This window comes from Rosenbergiella sp. YN46, assembly GCF_036620675.1.
Taxonomy (GTDB): domain Bacteria; phylum Pseudomonadota; class Gammaproteobacteria; order Enterobacterales; family Enterobacteriaceae; genus Jejubacter.
In genome coordinates this window covers 86,607-106,083 of sequence record NZ_JAZHEE010000009.1, presented here as the reverse complement: position 1 = coordinate 106,083, position 19,477 = coordinate 86,607, and the positions used below count along the sequence as shown (strand labels likewise).

Below are 19,477 nucleotides of genomic sequence, written 5' to 3'. Positions count from 1 at the left end.
GGGGGCAAGCGATAGCCGGCTGAGGAAAAAGCCCCTCTCCTGTCATTCTTCATCACGGCAAAATCACAAATGCTAATAGTTTCATTTGGCAATCAATATCTAAAGGCAATACTGTTAACTACATCCCAAACTCACCTGATAACCCCGACTGATTACTGTAAATGGGACAAAAATCACAAAAAAACATCTCAACTAATAATACAAAACGCACAACCAATAAAAACAAAACATTGTTTTATTTAATGGCGAGGCGTTTATGAACGTAGAAAAACCCATTTTATTACGGCATCAGCTGGCCTATGGAGGGGGAAATTTATTAGGTAGCGGCGCTCTGGCTATCGCAGGTATCTGGTTACTCTATTTCTACACCACCTTCTGTGGTCTGACACTGATACAGGCGACGACAATCTTCTCTGTCGCCAGCATCATAGATGCTATTAGCAATCCGCTAATGGGTTACCTCTCTGACAATTTTGGTAAAACCAGGCTCGGTAAGCGATTTGGCCGCCGCCGCTTCTTCATCCTGCTCGGTATTCCACTCATGATGGTCTACCCGCTACTGTGGGTAGAAGGTTTTGGCTTCTGGTATTACCTTTCCACCTACGTACTGTTCGAACTGATTTATACCTCGGTCATGGTGCCCTATGAAACGCTTGCCACAGAAATGACCACCGACTTTGCAGCACGCTCCAGGCTGACTGGTTACAAGGCCATTTTTGGTAAAATTGCCAACTTTCTGGCAGCATTCATTCCGGGACAGTTCATTCTGATCTATGGTAAAGATTCTGCGGCGCCTTTCTTTTTCACCGCCTTGACCTATGGCGCTATTTTATTCTGTGCCATCGGCATGCTGTATCTATTTTCCTGGGAGCGTCAGGAGCAAGATAGCGCGCCACGCGAAGAGAAAAAAATGACGCTGGCGCGAACAATGTTAGCCCTGATGTGCGACATAAAATCGACCTTCCACCTGCGGGTATTTCGTAAGCATTTGGGTATGTACCTGTGCGGCTTCGGCGCAGAATGGCTGTTCGCTTCGGTTTTCACCTATTTCATCATTTTCGTACTGCAATACGACCCGGCGATGGTGGCCGGATTAAGCAGCCTGAACTCCATGCTGCAGCTTTTCTCTACCGCGATCTTTATTGCCATCTGTGTAAAACACAGCTTCAGTAAACCCTATATTCTGGCGCTGTCCATCGTTATATTCTCTGTTATTTGCTATAGCCTGCTCTATGTACTTAAGGTACCACAGCAGTATGCCACGGCGGCGATGCTGGCGATCACCGTCGTGTTCGGTATCGGTACCGGCGGCGTTTATTACATTCCCTGGACGGTTTACACCTTTCTGGCGGATATTGATGAAGCCTTTACGGGACGCCGCCGGGAAGGGATCTACGCGGGGGCGATGACCTTCTCTGGCAAACTGATGCGCTCGGTTATCGTCTTCGTGATGGGCGCGATTCTCAGTTTCTACGGCTTCCAGTCTAAGTCCCATACCCAGCCAGAAAGCGCCGTAATGGCGATTGCCGCAGTATTTTGCATTGGCGTTATCTCGCTTGCGATCGTGGGGATGATTTTCAGTCATCAGATGAAGCTGAACCGCAAAACGCACCTGATAGTGCTTGGTGAAGTGGCAAGAATTAAAGCGGGCGGCGAAATAGCCCAGGTGGCGCCAGAGGTACGCGCGGTAATGGAAGAGTTAATCGGCTATCGCTATGAAGAGTGTTGGGGCAACAGCAAGGTGTGCCGTAAAATATTCGATGCGCCCGCCGTCAAAAATGACAGGCCTGAGATGGCAAGTACCACGCAGCAGGGGTAGCGGGAAGTACCACACAAAATAAATCACCACCTCCCCTGGAGGTGGTTTAGAGATGATAATGAAAAAAACGGCCAGATAATGGCCATTTTTTTATTTTATTAATGGTCGCTATTGCGCCGTCTGGCCATATTTTGGTGAACGGGGGCCATACAACAAGCCACCATTTTTCCCTGCGCTAAACAACCGTATACTGGTCACTTCGGCAATATCATGTGCTTTATCGGTTGCCGTATTGGAAATCTGAGCCACAGCTGCCGTGATCAAAATGCCCAACAATCCGCCATTATTGTTATTCTGCCCTTCATTCGTCGAAGCTGTTGCGCTGCCTTTCCATAACTCTTTGCCAGAACGCGCATCCACTAAACGCGCCGTTGCCGTTACCCGCGTATCGCTGTTCACAACCTGATATGACGTCCCATAGTCCGTAACTGTAATATACATAACACTATCAGCGCCAAAGATTTCCTGTAGCTTTTTCAGAGGAATAGCGCTGATATCTTCCGGGGCCGTGACGCCGTTTTGCCTGAATGTCTCATCGACAACCGCTACCGGGAACACATAATAGCCAGATTCGGCTAGCGGCATAGTGACACCACTAAGGAAACTCTGACTGGCATTGACATCCGGTGACTTATTGACAGGAGGAAGCACCAGAATGCTGCGAGGATTACTTTCCCGGAAAGCCGAGTAGTCAGTCGCTTTTTGAGTGTTTTTTGCACACCCTGTTACTATCAGGGAAGAAATAATGACTAATAGCGGCAAGAATCCTTTCATTTTATTCAATCCCTTTTTTCATGGTCAGAAAATCGATATAAGGTGTCGATTCCGGATACTGCATTTTTTCAGCATTAAATTCAGCTTTAGCCCGGTCTGCATTTCCTGTATTGCTATAGAGCATGCCCAATTGGGCATGGACACCAGGAGGAACCGGCTTGTTGGTCGCTTTCGACTCTTCAATCAGTTTCTGTAATTCAGCGATCTGCTCCTGTGGACTGGTTTCGTGGGTATAATAGTGGTAGATCGAATCCTGATAGCTTCTCCATGTATAAATTTTCTCTGGGGCCTTAGTGGTGCAGCCCGCCAGCATCAATAACGCTGCGCTAAAAGCAGCAACCTTGCTTAAGTATTCCATGATTAATTCCTTTTAATTTATAGCAGAGGGGTTCCAGCGACCATTCTCGATACCAGCAACCAGATTATTAACCGCTTCACGAATAGCAAGGTCCAATACTTTTCCATTCAGCGTAGAGTCATAGCTGGCAGTTCCGCCAAAACCCAGTATTTCACGGTTAGACAGCGCATATTCCCCCGCCCCCTGTGAAGAGAAAACCACTTCCGACGTTCTGACATTAACCACATTCAGGGCGACTTTCGCATAAGCCACCTGTGATTTACCACGCCCCAGAATACCAAACAGGGCCCTGTCGCCAGTCTCTTTACGGCCAAACTCAGTTACATCCCCCGTAATAACCCAGGCCGCCCCTTTCAATTGCTGGCTCTTGCCGCTAATACCCGCTTCAGTTTTAATCTCATCCATATTCATACGGTCCAGCACATTGAAGCGACCGGTCTGCTGTAAATGGGTAACCAGAATAGTTTTTGACTGGTTGCCTAACCGGTCAACACCATCGGAAAATATGCCATTCATATATCCAGAACGATTATCAAATTTGCCAACTGAGATCGGGCTGCGTGGCCCCTGCCATGTCGATTGATAAGCCGCAACTTTTGCGACCTCCACTGAGCGATGGGATTCTGTAGCACAACCGGTAAGCAATAGAGCGCTAAAGCAAAGTGAAGCTATGATGACTTTGTTGACCATACTATTTTTATTTCCTTTAAAAATTCTAATGGAATAAATCGCTATCCTGCCTGGATGCACAATGTCTTACAGACATCAGAATGTTATATAAAAGCTGGAAAAGGGGAATAAGCCCCACCTCAACGTCTAAAGAACTACTTATTTTAGGAATATTCGCTACAATGCTAACAATAGAGAATTTTATAACAATACATAAACGTATCTCTACCCACTGTTGCCACCCAGAGGACAAAGCCATTTTAATGTTCCACGATGAGATTACAATAAACTTTTCCTTATATATTCTTAATCGTTAATATCGCTTTACTTTACTCGCCTGGCTACCATTTTCCCTGTGTTATACAGACTAAAAATGCATTACTCAAAATTAAAAGTTTTTCTTTCATTAAAATTCACCGCAATCCATCTTAATAAAGAGAAAAAACTGGTTTAATATTTTGCTTTTAAGCCATAAGAGAGCTCCACGCTCTGATGATCCACCTTATAGTCAGCCTGATTGTGAATATCGCTCCCCCAGGATGCCGGTCTCCGGACGGTTTCCGGCTTCGGCGGTTACAACGGCCCCCCGGCCTGGAAATCGCCGGAGCGTTCACGGCTGCCAGGGTCAGCCCGACAGGACGTCGGGCTGAGGGCGTGCGGCACAGGGAGGTGCCGTCACGCCCGACCCGTCCGGCTGCCGGGAAAAGCGCAGGGAATCGCGCAGCGACGGTTTCCATTGCCGGAAAGCCAGGTTGTAAGGAGGCGGCGCCTGAGCCTCCTTACCCGTTCACCGGTACCGGAACTGACATATGAAAAAGAAACGCAAAGTGAACGGAACATTCACCGCGAGCACATATTTCTCCTGAAAACGGCACCCGGCATGAAATATTATTCTGAGAATGAAACAACACTGAAAATCCATTTAAATATTGCGAACCAGATTCAGAAAGCAGAAAAATAGCACACCACTGTATTTTATTACAGGTTAAAATAACGACAACGCATAATTTATTAATAAAGGAAGACAGCAGAGAAGCTCACTTATTAATACAGGCGCGGCCCGCCAGTGCGCTAACACTGACAGGCCGCTGACCACAACAACTATCGGAGGTAGTTATTATGGCTGATGCACATCATAAGCCACAGGCGGTTATTTCCAAAACGCAACGCAACCTGAAAGTCGGATATACCAGCATACGTCACGAAAATTCCACTACCGGCGTGACCACTTACTACAGCCGGTCACCCAGTCTGCACCTTAAAGGCAACTGGTTATCCGGCCTGCTGAATAACAGGTAAAAAGATCCCGGCTTAATGACCGGGATCTTTTTATCAAGAAGGAAGTTTTGACAGTAAACTATTTACTTTTTCTGTATCTTCCGGGTGAAGCTTCAGATATCTTTCACAGGCTAGTCGGACATAGTGATAACAGGTTTCTTCACTGACAATGACGGTTTCCGCTTCAGAAGGAGGGTAACCTACAGCAAACTCCACCCCCTCGAAATGTTCGCTTTCATCGTAGCTGTTCATGTCGGGAAAGTTACAGTAAGCACCATCTTTATTTAAAGAGCCGCCACTAGAAAACAATTCAAGAGCTTCAATAAAATCACCATCCTCGTACATTCTGTCAAAATAGGACGCAGCAATTAAATTGAGTCCACCATCTACATCTTGTTGAGTAAATAATTCTTTTATCATGAGTCACCTCAATTAGGATGGAAGTTACGAACTGTTCCAGTCGTTTTATCTACATAAATTCTAAAATTAACACCATCCACGGTTACATTTGCCTGACCACTCTTACTCGACATTGCCTCATTGAATCCCTTAGCAGCGGCCTGTTGCCCAAGCTCTAAGATTTTCTGGTCGGTGAATACATTAGGATCATAGATAGTCTTAGTCTCAACAGTAGTTTTATATTCCCCCGTAAGGCTTCCATCCCGATTCTTGGTTGGAACCAGATATTTCACCTCAGTGATACCCTTCACTCCTGTCGGGGTTTCACTGACTATCTTCACATTGTACTCTTTAGCTGCATCATAAAACGCATTGGCGTTATGACCACCCGAAATCCCATTTTTCTGAGTAAAACCATCTACGGTTGCCAGATGCTTGGGTTGATCAACTCTGAAATTAATTCCTGATGGATAAACAACAATTTTTTCAGCCAGCGAGCTGAGTTTACCAACAACTGCAGCGCCCAACACGGGCGTCATTGATGCCGAAACCGTCTTCATCCCATCATAGGTCTCGACATAGTTCTCAGCCGTCGCCTTATCAACCCCAAGCTGCACCATGGCATAGTTCACCATCGCATCCTTCACCTGCTGCTGATTCTGTGCATCAACGCTGGTGATATTCAGCAGGTTCACTATCTGCCCGTAAGCATCCGCATACTGCTGGCTGGCTTTCGAGTTGTAGTTACCGAGGCCCTCATACCCTTCTTTAGCTTCAATAACTTTCAGTCTTGCACTCGCACACGCCGCACTCCCTGCATTGCCATTGCTACACGCATCAATCACTTCCTTGTCACTGGCGATATCCTTTTCGCGCAGTTCATTGATTTTCTGCTGCGCTTTCTCTCGCTCTGCCGGGTCTTTGCTGTTCTGGAGCTTCTGCTTCGCTATCTCAAGTTCTGTTTTCTCTGACACGCTCAGATAGTTATTTTCCGCCGAATTCTTCCCGGCCTGCGCCCCTGCCACCGCATCCGCCGTACTGTTTCCGGCAAGACCACCCGCAAGACCTGCCGCCAGCGTACCCAGCGTACTGATGGTCTGCTTCTCCGTTTCTGTCAGTTCACTGACCTTCTTACCCGGATACAGCTGCCCCATCACCAGTTGCGCCATTACTTCACCGCTCACCGCTCCGGCGGCACCCGCCGCCGCGCTGTTACCCGCAGCCCAGGAAGTCACCGCGCCCACCACCGCGTGCGCCATCGCACGGCTGGCCTCGTCCGGCGCAAGCTTGTGTATCTGCTCCGCCAGATACGGCGCCGACGCACCGCTGATAGCCTGAGCAAGATTGCCCCCCCGCCAGACCCTGCACCGCCGCCGTCGCCGCCTGAATACCCTGCTGCAACGCACTTCCGGTACCGAACTACTGCATCACATTGTTGTAGGCCCGCTCCGCCACATCCTTATCGCTGAACGGTTTTCCTTCCCGCTCCAGTTGCGCTTTCGCCTCTGCCAGCGCCGCCGGATCCTGCTTCGCCTTCATCCGGCTATCTGCCCTTCCGTCGTCGCAATATCCCCCACCTGGCGGCCTATCTCCCCGATAAGCTGCGCTTCCTGAAGCCGCTGCTGCTCCTTCTCCTTATCAAATATCGGACTCAGACCGTTCGCCGCATGTTCAGTATCCCGGGAAAGCTCTGCCACATCCTGAGTCTGCTTATCCTTATCCCGGATAGTGATGGTGCCCTCGCTGACGGCGGCATGCGTGGTGCTGCTGTCATGCCCCTCGCCGTTCATCCCCACCAGCAGGCTGCTCGCCGCGTTACCAATAAACTGACCGCCCACGCTACCGCCCGTGGAAAGCCCCGCGCTCTGGTGCTCCACCTTATAGTCAGCCTGATTGTGAATATCGCTCCAGCCCAGCGTGCCGGTATCCAGCTTATTTTTGTCCGGGGATGCCGTCGAGGCTATCACAGCGCCATCCAGCTGCGTATGCTCGCCCACCGTCACATCGAAGCCGCCCTTACCCGCAAACAGCCCCGTCTGCTCCTGCACCGAATCAAAATTGCTGTGCATTTTGTCACGGCTCGCGCTCACGCTCGCCGAGCCGCTGGCCCCCGCGCCCCAGGTCACGCTCGCGCCGGCGCTGCTGCCGCTCTGCTTCATATCATAGCGGTCGCTGTCCTGCTCGCTCTTCATCGTCAGGTTACGGCCCACGTCCGCCTTTATCGACTCACCGCTCACCTGGGCGCCCTGCAACAGCGTATCCCGCCCGCTGCTGATACTCACCAGGCGACCCGCGTCCACCGTGGTCTCCGTATGGGTCAGACCGTTGCCCTTCTCGCGACCCTGACTCTGGTTTACGCTCGCCGACACCGTAAAACCGGCGCTGCCCGAGCCCACCGCGATACCCACTCCCACGCTGCCGCCGCTGCTCTTATTGCTGCCGCTCAGCCGTTCGCTGTTCTGCCCCGAACTCAGACTGATATCCCGGTTCGCCGTGAGCGCCATATCGCGCCCCGCCGTCAGCTGGCTGCCCTGCACCGCCAGGTCGCCGCCCTGACCGCTGGCGTCTCCCGTGGCCCGGATGGTCATATCCCTGCCCGCCGTTAAGGTGCTTCCGGAGGACGTACGCTGCTCAAGACGGCTCTCCGAGGTCGACTTCTGACTGCCGTAGCTCAGCATCACACCAACGGTATTCCCGTCCTTCTTATCGTCCGACACCGCCGCCAGCCTGCCCGCCTGCACTGCCTGATAACCCGTCAGCGCTGCCTGGGTCCCCTTCAGCGCCGCCAGCCGGCCATCATCCTCCTTACCCGCCGCCCGCGCCTGCTGCGTCGCCGTATTCAGCGCGCTGCCCACCGAACCCGAAAGCCCCAGCGTCAGCCCGCTGCTCTTCGTCTCGGTCTTCGTCAGCTCGGTATGACTGTTCTGCGCCGCGGTTATCGCCACATCGCGACCGGTAATACTGATATCCTGCCCCGCCACCACATCGCTGCCGTGAACCGTGGCCAGATTCCCGGCGCTCAGCGACACATTCCCGCCGCTGCTGCCAACGGTACTACTGGCACGAAGGCACCCATCCCGGCCTGGAAATCGCCGGAGCGTTCACGGCTGCCAGGGTCAGCCCGACAGGACGTCGGGCTGAGGGCGTGCGGCACACGGACGTGCCGTCACGCCCGACCCGTCCGGCTGCCGGGAATTAGCGGAGGGTACCCGAAGGGCGATTTTCACGCCGGAAAGCCAGGTCGTAAGGAGGCGGCGTTTGAGCCTCCTTACCCGTTCACCGGTGCCGGAACTGGCATATGAAAAAGAAACGCAAAGTGAACGGAATATTCACCGTGAGAACATATTCCCCCTGAAAATTACACCCACCATGAAATATCATTCCGAGAATGGAACAACACTGAAAATCCATTTAAATATTGCGAACCAGATTCAGAAAAAAGAAAAACATCACACCACTGTATTTTATTACAGGTTAAAATAACGACAGCGCATAATTTATTAACGAAGGAAGACAGCAGAGAAGCTCACTTATTAATACAGACGCGGCCCGCCAGTGCTGCAAACACTGACAGGCCGCTGACCACAACAACTATCGGAGGTAGTTATTATGGCTGATACACATCATAAGCCACAGACGGTTATTTCCAAAACACAACGTAACCAGAAAAATGAATATACCAGCACAGGTCACGAAAACGGTAAATCAGAGCCCGTCACACCCCGGACACAACTGCGTCAGTGTACCGTTGGCTACCGCCCCAACGGCGGCCAGCCCGATCCCCTGCCGCAGATAACCCTTAAGGGTCACTGGCTTAAAGAGGCAGGTTTTGAAACCGGAACGCTGCTTCAGGTGCGGGTGATGAATGGCTGCCTGGTACTGACAGCACAACCGGCACCGGCGCCAGTGCCGGAGATTATGCAGACGCTGAAGCGGGTCTGTAAGTTTTCCCCCCGTAAACAGCAACAGGTGGCCGGTTTTATTGAGGGGATAACAGCATCCAGGAAGCGGTAACTGACTGATAAAAAACAATCCCGGTATTGAGGCCGGGATTTATCTAGCTTTTAAATATAGCAGCTCCTCTTTCCAAATAACTTTTCCACTTATCCATTAAATGATTAACATTTTCCACTTGAGAGTGTATTGATGGATCATACCCATCAGAAGGAGGCATGTATTTAATAAAACTTTCTATCTCTGATGGATAATCAAAATCAGCATAAATAATCTCAACTTCAGCTAACGGATCTTCAAATTTATCACGGTTATGCCACAACCAACTCAGAACAATAAACAACCATTTTCCTTTGATTATCAGTTCATCTTTCTGCTCACTTTCTGAACACAGCTCCTTTAACAAAGGAGCCACGTGATTTGCTTCACTAGATATAATGAATGACAATTCAAGCTCAGAATTAGTATAACTTCCTGTCAAGACATTATTTTCTGCTTTTTTTATTGGCACTTCTGATGTTATGAAATTATTCTCATAACCCCACTTTACATCACACCATGAAAGATAAATATTCTTATCAATAAAATTAAAAGGTATTGGATATAAATTCATGTCATTTTGCCTTCGGAGATCGTTGATTAGGGATGCCAGTAATGCGCCCACCTTCAATAAATCTTTGGTGTGTTACGTTCCCTTTATTATCATAGATATATTCGAATATACCTTTTTTATCATTAAAGAAGCCTTCAGCTTGCAGTAATTTTCTTTCTATACCATCACCGCCTTTGATAGTGAAAACTTTCCCATCCATCAATTGCTCACGGCTCAAATAACTTGCACCTCTATGAGTAGGGTCTGGTTTTAGCCCACTGCCAATTCGTTCTGCTTCCAGAATTTTATTAACAACCGAAGATTTTAATGCTGTTTCCACCATACCAGTGGTTTTCGCAACAACCTTTTCCGTCAGTACCGCACCACCTTTCACAACTCCGGCACCGCCAGCTAGCAGCCCCGCGATATCGGTGACCAGCTTACCGCCCTCAACACCCGCATTAAACGATCCGCTGGCCCCGGCTTTCTGATACTCCGCTTCCATTCGATCGATGCGATCAATATAGGACTGCTTCACTGCATCCGAGACATTACCGAGCACGTCACCGCTGTTAAACAGCGATTTCAGCGCTTCGTAAGTTTCAACCGGGCTGCTGGCCGTTTTCACAATGCTGTCCACGGCATCATACAACCCGGCTGGAACCCCGGCGACCATACCTGCTGCAAAACTGCCGTCCTGGCCCAGGTCGATCGCCGTCCATTTCGCCTGCGTCTGAGCTTTACAAGCTGCGCTCTTGCAGGCTGCCAGTTCTTCTTTCTTCTGAGCCTGCTGGGCATTGCTCAGATAGTTATTTTCCGCCGAATTCTTCCCGGCCTGCGCCCCTGCCACGGCATCCGCCGTACTGTTTCCGGCAAGACCACCCGCAAGACCTGCCGCCAGCGTACCCAGCGTGCTGATGGTCTGCTTCTCCGTTTCCGTCAGTTCACTGACCTTCTTACCCGGATACAGCTGCCCCATCACCAGTTGCGCCATCACTTCACCGCTCACAGCTCCGGCAGCACCCGCCGCCGCGCTGTTACCCGCAGCCCAGGAAGTCACCGCGCCCACCACCGCGTGCGCCATCGCACGGCTGGCCTCGTCCGGCGCAAGCTTGTGTATCTGCTCCGCCAGATACGGCGCCGACGCGCCGCTGATGGCCTGAGCAAGATTCCCCCCCGCCAGACCCTGCACCGCCGCTGTCGCCGCCTGAATACCCTGCTGCAACGCACTTCCGGTACCGAACTGCTGCATCACATTGTTGTAGGCCCGCTCCGCCACATCCTTATCGCTGAACGGTTTTCCTTCCCGCTCCAGTTGCGCTTTCGCCTCTGCCAGCGCCGCCGGATCCTGCTTCGCCTTCATCCCGGCTATCTGCCCTTCCGTCGTCGCAATATCCCCCACCTGGCGGCCTATCTCCCCGATAAGCTGCGCTTCCTGAAGCCGCTGCTGCTCCTTCTCCTTATCAAATATCGGACTCAGACCGTTCGCCGCATGTTCGGTATCCCGGGAAAGCGTGGCGATATCCTGCTGCTGACTCTCCTTATCCCGGATGGTTATCGCGCCCTCGCTGACGGCGGCATGCGTGGTGCTGCTGTCATGCCCCTCGCCGTTCATCCCCACCAGCAGGCTGCTCGCCGCGTTACCAATAAACTGACCGCCCACGCTACCGCCCGTGGAAAGCCCCGCGCTCTGGTGCTCCACCTGATAGTCGGCCTGATTGTGAATATCGCTCCAGCCCAGCGTGCCGGTATCCAGCTTATTTTTGTCTGAAGAAGCTGTCGAGGCTATCACCGCACCATCCAGCTGCGTATGCTCGCCCACCGTCACATCAAAGCCGCCCTTACCCGCAAACAGCCCCGTCTGCTCCTGCACCGAATCAAAATTGCTGTGCATTTTGTCACGGCTGGCGCTCACGCTCGCCGAGCCGCTGGCCCCCGCGCCCCAGGTCACGCTCGCGCCGGCGCTGCTGCCGCTCTGCTTCATATCATAGCGGTCGCTGTCCTGCTCGCTCTTCATCGTCAGGTTACGGCCCACGTCCGCCTTTATCGACTCACCGCTCACCTGGGCGCCCTGCAACAGCGTATCCCGCCCGCTGCTGATACTCACCAGGCGACCCGCGTCCACCGTGGTCTCCGTATGGGTCAGACCGTTGCCCTTCTCGCGCCCCTGACTCTGGTTTACGCTCGCCGACACCGTAAAACCGGCGCTGCCCGAGCCCACCGCGATACCCACTCCCACGCTGCCGCCGCTGCTCTTATTGCTGCCGCTCAGCCGTTCGCTGTTCTGCCCCGAACTCAGACTGATATCCCGGTTCGCCGTGAGCGCCATATCGCGCCCCGCCGTCAGCTGGCTGCCCTGCACCGCCAGGTCACCGCCGTTGCCATTATGGCCGGTGGCGGTTATCTGCATATCCCGCCCGGCAGTGAGCGTACTCCCCGACGAACTCTTCTGCTCAAGACGGCTCTCCGAGGTCGACTTCTGACTGCCATAGCTCAGCATCACACCAACGGTATTCCCGTCCTTCTTATCGTCCGACACCGCCGCCAGCCTGCCCGCCTGCACTGCCTGATAACCCGTCAGCGCCGCCTGGGTCCCCTTCAGCGCCGCCAGCCGGCCATCATCCTCCTTACCCGCCGCCCGCGCCTGCTGCGTCGCCGTATTCAGCGCGCTGCCCACCGAACCCGAAAGCCCCAGCGTCAGCCCGCTGCTCTTCGTCTCGGTCTTCGTCAGCTCGGTATGACTGTTCTGCGCCGCGGTTATCGCCACATCGCGACCGGTAATACTGATATCCTGCCCCGCCACCACATCGCTGCCGTGAACCGTGGCCAGATTCCCGGCGCTCAGCGACACATTCCCGCCGCTGCTGCCAACGGTGCTGCCCTTCTGAATATTACTGTCACTTTCAGTACTGACCTTCTGGCTCAGGCTGCCCACCGTAAACCCGAGACCCCCGGTGCTCATCAGCCCCGATTTCTTCTTCTGCTTCACCAGGGTATCGTGCTGCGCCTCTTCCACCGTGGTCAGGGTCAGGTTATTCCCCGCCGCCAGCCGCACATCCCCGGTGCCCACCACATTGCTGCCCTGCACCGTCAGATCCCGCCCCGCCTGCATCTGTACGCGCTCGCCACTCACCGTCGTACTCTGCGCTTCGCGCTGCGAAGTGTGGCCGTACAGCTCATGCTTCGTCTTCGACAGAAAACCGGAACTGCTCCATTTACTGCGCCCTTCGTGATCGAAAGTGGCTTCGCCGCTGGTCAGATTAATATCACGCCCGGCCTGCGCCGTTAACGCCGCCCCGGCGGTTATCTCCGCCGCCCGGGCGTTGATATCCCGGCCCGCGGCAATCGCAAGCACCCCGCCTGCATCAATGCGGCTCCCCGCCTCCTGCGTGGTCAGCGTGCGATCGTACCGCTTACTGTCACGGGTATAATCGGTGGCATGACTCAGCCCCTGCGAATCCAGATTCAGATCGCGCCCGGCGATAATCTGCGTCGTACTCTCCTGGCCCCGGTTAATCAGCTCGCTGGCCGTCAGGGTGATGTCATTCAGCGCCTTCAGCGTCAGCTCGCCTTTATCGTTCTGCACGTAAATACCGGCGCTGCGGTCCAGCCAGGCTTCGGTGCCCGCGCTGCCGCCTTCGGTACGGCTGATAATATCGTGCCCCGCCTGAAGCGTCAGACTGTCCCCGGCCACCAGCGTACCGCCGCTGTTGATAATATCGTTGTTCGCCAGCACCGTAACCGACCGGCCCTGCACAAAGCCCTGGTTGGTCAGGTTATCGGCGCTTATCTGCGTCATCTCACGCCCGCTGATGGTGCCGCTGTTGGTCACATCGCCGCGGCTCACCAGCTGCACCCGGTCGCCGGAAAGCAGCGCGCCGCCGCCGCTTAAGTCCCCCGCCTTAACCCGCACATAGAGCTGGGGAACGCTCACCACCTCCTGGCTTCCGTCCGGTAGCCGGACGGTCTGATTCACCATCCAGACCATATCGCTGGTCAGAAGCGCCATCTGTTCCGGGCTCAGCGCCACGCCGGGCGTCAGCCCGTACTTTTCCGCAAAGGCCTTACCGTTATTCAGCAGCCATTTGTACTGCTCATTATCATCATTCATGCCCGGCAGGAACCGCGAACCGGTCGCCTGCATCAACTGGTCGCGCACCAGGCGCTGCTCATAGTAGCCATCGCCCAGCCGCTTATGCAGCTGATCGCCCCAGATATCCTGACTGCTAAGCCATTTTTTACCGTCGGTAAAGCGGCTGTCGGTCTCGACCAGCCAGCGGCTGTCGCTGCCAGGGTGCACCACAAACAGGCTGTTGTCGGGAAGTTGGGTATCAGGCGCCACGCTGCGCGCCACCAGCTCGCTGTCGGTGCCGGGAAGGTCGATCGGAATATCGGTAATGCCCCCCGGACGCGGCTCCTGAAGTTCGCCGGTGCCGCTAACGGAAGCGCCATTGATCGATACCGTGCCGCTGCCACTGGCCTGACCGCCGGGCGCTACGCCGTTGGTTACGGCGTCGGCGTCTACCCGCGCGCCGTTCTGGTCGCGCCCCGCCACGCTCTGGCCCGCTCCCCGCCCGGCCTGCTGCTGGATGGTCATCAGCCCCATTCCCAGCGCTTCCTGGCGGTTATTGCCGTCGTACGCATCCCAGCGTTCGCGCGTTTTCCAGTCGCCGCCGCCCTTATAGTAAGAGATGGCGTCGCCGACCTCTTCGGTGCGCCGCACGCCCTGGGTTTCCCGGTTGTCCAGATTCGCCACCTGAACCGCCAGGGTGCCGCCCGCCACGATCTTACTGTCCTGATTGGTCAGGGTGTTCCCGGTAAGGCGCATATCCTTGCCGCTGCGTAGTACCGCCGCATCGCTGCTGACCACCTGCGTCTCATAGACGTAGGTTTTATATTTGTATTCGTAGTAGTGTTTGGTGATACCTACCCCGTTGATATAAAAGCGGATGCGTTTGCTGTTACCGGACTCTTTCTTCAGATAGACGTCGGGGTTTTTGCTGCCATCGGCATTGATGGCATAGCGGTAGCGCCCCTCCCAGCCCGGCGCCAGTGTGTAACGCTTACCGTCACCGCCAAAGCAGGCGCCGTCGCCGTCGCCTTCGCAGTACTGGAATTCATCCACTTCATCGGAAACCCAGACCAGAACAGGCTCATCGCTTAACAGCAAATGAAGATCCCGATTTTCGATCTGCGTGGCGCTCAGGCTTAACGCCCCCATGGCTTCAATATCGGCGCTCAGGTTCTGGACTTTTGCCGCCAGCCCGGAAAGCACGCCGTCCGATGAAAGCGCGCCGCCAATCGCCATATCGCCGTCGCTGTAGATCATCGCCCGGTCGCGGTTTTCAAGCGTGCCCGCAGCGATAGTGACCTGCTGACGGCCCGCGATAACCGCTGCTTTGCCGCTGGTCGCGTCTTTATCATTCACCAGGCTACGCGCATCAATCAGCAGCCGATCGCCATAAATACGACCGGTGCCGGTGTTGTGCAATTGACCTGCGGTGATCCAGTTCTCGCCGCCGTCCAGCAGGCCGGTATTCAGCAGTTCATCAACCCGAATGCGGGTCTGATTACCGTTAATTTCGCCGTCGGCGGTGTTTTCCAGGCGCGGCGCGGTCAGTGCCAGCAGTCCCAGCGCCGTAATCTCGCCGCGGTTGGTCAGGCCGCCCCTGGCGTTCAGGGTGATATCGCCATTGCTCGCCAGGCTGCCATCCTGAACCAGCGCCCGGTTTGTGGTTAACGTCAGCGCACGCTGCGCCGCGATATGGCCAACGCCCGTCACGCTGTCCGCCTGAATCGTGGCGCTATCCTGGGAAGCCAGGTCGCCGCCCTGGTTCTGCAACGCGAGCTGCGCTCCTTTCAGCTCCAGACTCTGCTGCGAAGAGATCAGACCGCTTCGGTTATTAAGTACCGCCTGAATATCCGCGGCCAGCCGCATCGCGGCGCGTAGCGCCCCGTTCTGGTTGTTGAGCGTTGCCGCCTTCAGGGTCAGGCTGCCGGCCTCAATGCCCTTGCCCTGGCTTCGGGTCTGCTGGTTATCGATAGCTGCGGCATTGAGCGTCAGGGCATCGTTCGCCTTAATAAATCCCTGCTGGTTATTGAGATTGCCGGAAAGGACAGCCTCGCCGCGGCTCAGTGCGAACAGACGCCCCAGCCGGTTATCCAGGCTGGCGGCGTTAAGCGTCAGGCTGCCGCCGGAAAGCAGGTTGCCGCTGCGGTTATCAACCTGGGTCGCGCGCAGCGCCAGCGTCTGATTGCCCTGAAGCGTGCCGCTCTGGTTATTCAGCCCCCCGCTCACCAGGCTCAGGGTCTTATTCGCCAGCATCACCCCCTGCTGGTTAATCAACTGTCCGCCGTTAAGCGCTACATCCATACTGCCTGCGGCCTGCAGCTGGCCGCCGGTATTATCCAGTGACTGACCTTCCAGATGCAGATTATCCAGACTGTTTATCTGCCCCTGGCGGTTGTTCCAGCCGTGAGCGCGCGCATCCAGACTTGCGGCGGCAATAAGTCCATTGTGGTTATCCACCTCGCCGCTGCGAAGGGTCAACGACTCTCCGGCGCGCAGCCCGGTGCTGCTGCCGTTGGTGTCTGCGTTGTTTAACGCGCTGACGCCGGTGTCCAGGTTGAGAGTTCGGTTCGCCTGAATCAGACCGGCGCTGTTATCCAGCGCCGCCGTTCTGAAGTCCAGGTTTTCGCCGCTGATAAGCCCGGCCCGGTTATTCAGCGCGCCGCTGTCAACGGTCAGCCCCTTCCCGGCGCTGAGCCGCCCGGAAGCGTTGTTCAACGCCCCCGAAAGCTGGAGCGCGGCGTCGCCGCCCGCCGCCAGCAGGCGTCCCCCGCCGTTATCCAGGCTTTCCGCCGTAAGCGCCAGGTTAAGGCTGCTCTCCATCACGCCGTCCTGATTGTTGACGGCGGCCGTGGAGTTCACGGTCAGCGAACCGCCGGGCGTGGTAAGCGTCCCCCGGCGGTTATCCAGAGTCTGGCTTTGCAGACTGATGCCCTGACGGGCGGCGATACGCCCCGACTGGTTATTGAGCATTCCCGTAAGCCGCAGCGTCGCCGCGCCATCGGCGGCCAGCAGCGTGCCGCCGGCGTTGTCCAGCGTGCCGCCGCCCACCGTCAGCGCACCGGCGCTTTGCAGTACGCCCTGCTGATTATTCACACTGTTTGCGATCGCCAGTTCCAGCCGTTCGCTTCCGGCGCTGAACAGTCCCTGTCGGTTATCCAGGGTGCGGCTTTCCAGCCGCAGCCAGCGATCGGCGCCCGTCTGGCCGTTCTGGTTATCCCAGCCGGTGACGCTGGCATCCAGGGTTCCTGCCGCCACCAGGCCCGCGTTGTTATTCACCGCGCCGCCGCGAATCACCATGTATCCCGCGCTACGGATACCGCCGCTCTCAAGGGTATCGCTGTTATCCACCCCCTGTGAGTCGGTGGTAAGCGTAAGCGTCTCCTGGGTCTGCAACAGCCCCTGTCGATTGATAAAGCCCGCGCTGCGGATGCTGGCCTGACGCGCCGCAATCTCGCCCCCGGCGTTGTTCACCTCGCCGCTAAAGGTCATCGAAAGCGGCCCGGCGGCACTGTTCACCGTACCCTGCTGGTTGTTCAGCGTGGTTCCCGACAGCGTGAGTCCCCCCTGGGAGAGCAGCTTGCCGCCAGCGTTATCCAGCCCGCCGCTCAGGCTCAGACGGGCCAGCCCGTTACCGCTCTGAAGCAGCGTTGCGCCGCGGTGCGCCAGGGTGTCCCCGGTTATCTCTACCTGCTTTCCCTGGGTCCAGGCGTTATTAAGCTGTAGCGTCAGTGCCGCTATCCGTAGAGCGCCATCGCTCACCAGGGTACCGCTATCGCCGGAAAGCGTCGTCGCGCTAAGATCCAGCGCGCCATCGCCCTGCAAAATCACTTTGCCCTGGCGGTTATTCAATGCCCCGGCGGCGATACGCATATCCCCGGCGAAAGCGCCAAGCTGCCCCTGAAGGTTACTGAGCGTATCGGCCCGAAGGCTCATTCCCCCGGCCGAGGTCAGAGAGCCGCTATCGTTATCCAGCCGCCCGGTATCAATCGCAAGCGTTGTGCCGCCGGTCTGGGCAATGCTTCCCTGGCGGTTGCTGATGCCCGCTGACGAAAGCGCAAGGCGCGCGCCCTGAAGCGCGCCTCCGTCGTTATTAAGCGTTCCATGACTGGCGGCGGAAAGCGTCTGGCTCGCCGCCAGCCGCGCGTTTCGGGTATCGATATCGCCCTGTTTCGCGTTCAGGTCGATATCGCCCGCCTGAGCCTGAGCGCCCTGTAAATCAAGCTGAGCGCCCCCGGCGCTAATGCGATCCCGGGCCAGCAGCTTGCCTCTGGCGCTGACCTGGCCGCCAGCGTTCAGGGCAAGCCGTCCCGCCCGGCTCGCTTTGCCCTGTTCATCCACGCCGGCCGCCATCACGCTTTCCCGGGTCGCCGTGATGCGTGATGCGTTAATTTGCGCATTCCCGCCTGACAGCAGGCCGCCGCTGTGGGTTAACGCGCCGCTGGCATCCAGCTTCATCGCGCCCTGGCTTCGCAATTGCCCGCTGTTATTCATATCGGTGGCGGCGACCGACATCGTTCCCTGACTGTTGATACGACCGCTGTTGGTTAACTGGCCATCGGCGCTCAGGCTAAACTCACCAACGCCTGCGCCAATTTCACCGGCGTTACGCACGCCAACGCCGCGCTCGGTGCCGACCAGCGCGATTTTTCCGGCGTACATGCCGCCAAGCGCCGCCACATCCAGCGCATAAGCGGGCTTATCCTGGCCGTCATCCGCTTTCACCCGGGTAACATTGCCCTCAGCGTCGGTCTGATTGCGCCCGGTAGTCACCTGCAAATTATTGGCCTGTAGCCGGGCGTTCACGGTCACAGAGCGGGCGATCAGCTGCGTATAGTCACTCTGATCGTTCATACCGCCGCCTTCTACGCGGATCTGCCCGCCCTCAACGTCAAAGCCCTTTAGCTGACCGTTTTCAATGCGGCTGGCGCCAGTGGTCAGGGTGGAACGGTTAGCATTAATAAAGCCGCACCCGCTACAGGTAATCCCCGCCGGGTTCGCGATAATCACATCGGCCTTTTTCCCGGCGACTTCCACAAAACCGTTTAACTGGCTGGGATTGCGGCTGTTGACTTCATTCAGAATGACTTTCGCCCCGCCTTTGGCCAGCCAGGGGTTGGCCGCCACCATGCCGGCAAGCTGGGTCTTTGTGTTGACGCTGCTGTTATTAAGAATGGCCCCGCGTTTGTCCACATCAAACTGGCTGAACTTATTATGGGAAAGGCCTTTATCGTTCGGCGTCTGAATATTCACCTGCGGCAATCCGTTGGCGGAATTGATGACGGTCGGCTGCTGATGCCCGGCAGCGCCTTTATCGGCGACGATGCCCGCCGCCTGCGCGCCGCCGACCAGTCCGCAAGCCACCCACAGCGCGAAACTAAGCGGGGTAATGCTGGCGCACAGACTCAGCGCCCGACGGCCAGGCCCGCGCCCACAGGCGCCACCGTGAGCGCGGGCCAGTTCGGAAACCACCACCAGCATCCGACGCGCGCGGTTAAAGACGATGCGATAACATAACTTATTCATACAGACTCCCTGCCTCTCCCTGCCTCTTCCTGTAAGGAG

9 protein-coding genes and 3 pseudogenes are annotated in these 19,477 nt (G+C 55.7%); 4 read left to right on the top strand and 8 right to left on the bottom strand.

The annotated features are described in order from the left end of the window. Positions 1-256: 256 nt before the first annotated feature. Positions 257-1,819 (top strand): MFS transporter, encoded by a 1,563-nt coding sequence (locus V3W49_RS09705; protein WP_500145148.1) that lies wholly within the window; start codon positions 257-259, stop codon positions 1,817-1,819. Positions 1,820-1,927: 108 nt separating this feature from the next. Here the strand turns inward: V3W49_RS09705 and V3W49_RS09700 are convergent, their stop codons facing one another. The 3 genes from V3W49_RS09700 to V3W49_RS09690 are packed head-to-tail and all read right to left on the bottom strand — an operon-like array spanning position 1,928 to position 3,641. Further along, positions 1,928-2,593 carry a DUF799 domain-containing protein gene (locus V3W49_RS09700; RefSeq protein WP_500145147.1) on the bottom strand — a complete coding sequence of 222 codons (666 nt, stop codon included), beginning with the start codon at positions 2,591-2,593 and terminating at the stop codon, positions 1,928-1,930. A 1-nt stretch (position 2,594) separates the two neighbouring features. Continuing rightward, positions 2,595-2,951, bottom strand: a complete 357-nt coding sequence (locus V3W49_RS09695) for a DUF4810 domain-containing protein (RefSeq protein WP_500145146.1) — start codon at positions 2,949-2,951, stop codon at positions 2,595-2,597. A gap of 12 nt (positions 2,952-2,963) precedes the next feature. Next, positions 2,964-3,641, bottom strand: a complete 678-nt coding sequence (locus tag V3W49_RS09690; protein ID WP_500145145.1) for a CsgG/HfaB family protein — start codon at positions 3,639-3,641, stop codon at positions 2,964-2,966. Positions 3,642-4,739: 1,098 nt separating this feature from the next. Between V3W49_RS09690 and V3W49_RS09685 the strand changes: the two are divergent. After that, positions 4,740-4,895: pseudogene (locus V3W49_RS09685) on the top strand (SymE family type I addiction module toxin); the annotation flags it as partial. Between the two features lie 57 nt (positions 4,896-4,952). Here the strand turns inward: V3W49_RS09685 and cdiI are convergent. The 3 genes and pseudogenes from cdiI to V3W49_RS09670 form a co-directional block, all read right to left on the bottom strand. Beyond that, positions 4,953-5,318, bottom strand: a complete 366-nt coding sequence (gene cdiI / locus V3W49_RS09680) for a ribonuclease toxin immunity protein CdiI (protein ID WP_500145144.1) — start codon at positions 5,316-5,318, stop codon at positions 4,953-4,955. Positions 5,319-5,326: 8 nt separating this feature from the next. Continuing rightward, positions 5,327-5,695, bottom strand: a pseudogene (locus V3W49_RS09675) (CdiA family toxin C-terminal domain-containing protein); the annotation flags it as partial. Positions 5,696-5,779: 84 nt separating this feature from the next. Next, a pseudogene (locus V3W49_RS09670) lies at positions 5,780-8,353 on the bottom strand (hemagglutinin repeat-containing protein); the annotation flags it as partial. A 202-nt stretch (positions 8,354-8,555) separates the two neighbouring features. Here V3W49_RS09670 and V3W49_RS09665 point away from each other — a divergent pair. Both V3W49_RS09665 and V3W49_RS09660 read left to right on the top strand, forming a co-directional pair. Beyond that, positions 8,556-8,780: a hypothetical protein gene (locus V3W49_RS09665; RefSeq protein ID WP_500145143.1), complete on the top strand. Its 225-nt coding sequence runs from the start codon at positions 8,556-8,558 to the stop codon at positions 8,778-8,780. Between the two features lie 126 nt (positions 8,781-8,906). Continuing rightward, complete coding sequence (locus V3W49_RS09660) at positions 8,907-9,311, top strand: SymE family type I addiction module toxin (protein WP_500145142.1); 405 nt, start codon at positions 8,907-8,909, stop codon at positions 9,309-9,311. 43 nt (positions 9,312-9,354) lie between these two features. Here the strand turns inward: V3W49_RS09660 and V3W49_RS09655 are convergent, their stop codons facing one another. Both V3W49_RS09655 and V3W49_RS09650 read right to left on the bottom strand, forming a co-directional pair. Next, on the bottom strand, positions 9,355-9,864 hold the full coding sequence (locus tag V3W49_RS09655; protein WP_500145141.1) for a DUF2247 family protein: 510 nt from the start codon (positions 9,862-9,864) through the stop codon (positions 9,355-9,357). Position 9,865: 1 nt separating this feature from the next. Next, positions 9,866-19,438: a hemagglutinin repeat-containing protein gene (locus V3W49_RS09650; protein WP_500145140.1), complete on the bottom strand. Its 9,573-nt coding sequence runs from the start codon at positions 19,436-19,438 to the stop codon at positions 9,866-9,868. Positions 19,439-19,477 lie beyond the last annotated feature (39 nt).

Excerpts from the sequence above, each read along its gene's own strand:
- V3W49_RS09705 (WP_500145148.1), top strand. The coding sequence starts at position 257 with ATGAACGTAGAAAAACCCATTTTATTACGGCATCAGCTGGCCTATGGA.
- V3W49_RS09700 (WP_500145147.1), bottom strand. The coding sequence starts at position 2,593 with ATGAAAGGATTCTTGCCGCTATTAGTCATTATTTCTTCCCTGATAGTA.
- V3W49_RS09695 (WP_500145146.1), bottom strand. The coding sequence starts at position 2,951 with ATGGAATACTTAAGCAAGGTTGCTGCTTTTAGCGCAGCGTTATTGATG.
- V3W49_RS09690 (WP_500145145.1), bottom strand. The coding sequence starts at position 3,641 with ATGGTCAACAAAGTCATCATAGCTTCACTTTGCTTTAGCGCTCTATTG.
- cdiI (WP_500145144.1), bottom strand. The coding sequence starts at position 5,318 with ATGATAAAAGAATTATTTACTCAACAAGATGTAGATGGTGGACTCAAT.
- V3W49_RS09660 (WP_500145142.1), top strand. The coding sequence starts at position 8,907 with ATGGCTGATACACATCATAAGCCACAGACGGTTATTTCCAAAACACAA.
- V3W49_RS09655 (WP_500145141.1), bottom strand. The coding sequence starts at position 9,864 with ATGAATTTATATCCAATACCTTTTAATTTTATTGATAAGAATATTTAT.
- V3W49_RS09650 (WP_500145140.1), bottom strand. The coding sequence starts at position 19,438 with ATGAATAAGTTATGTTATCGCATCGTCTTTAACCGCGCGCGTCGGATG.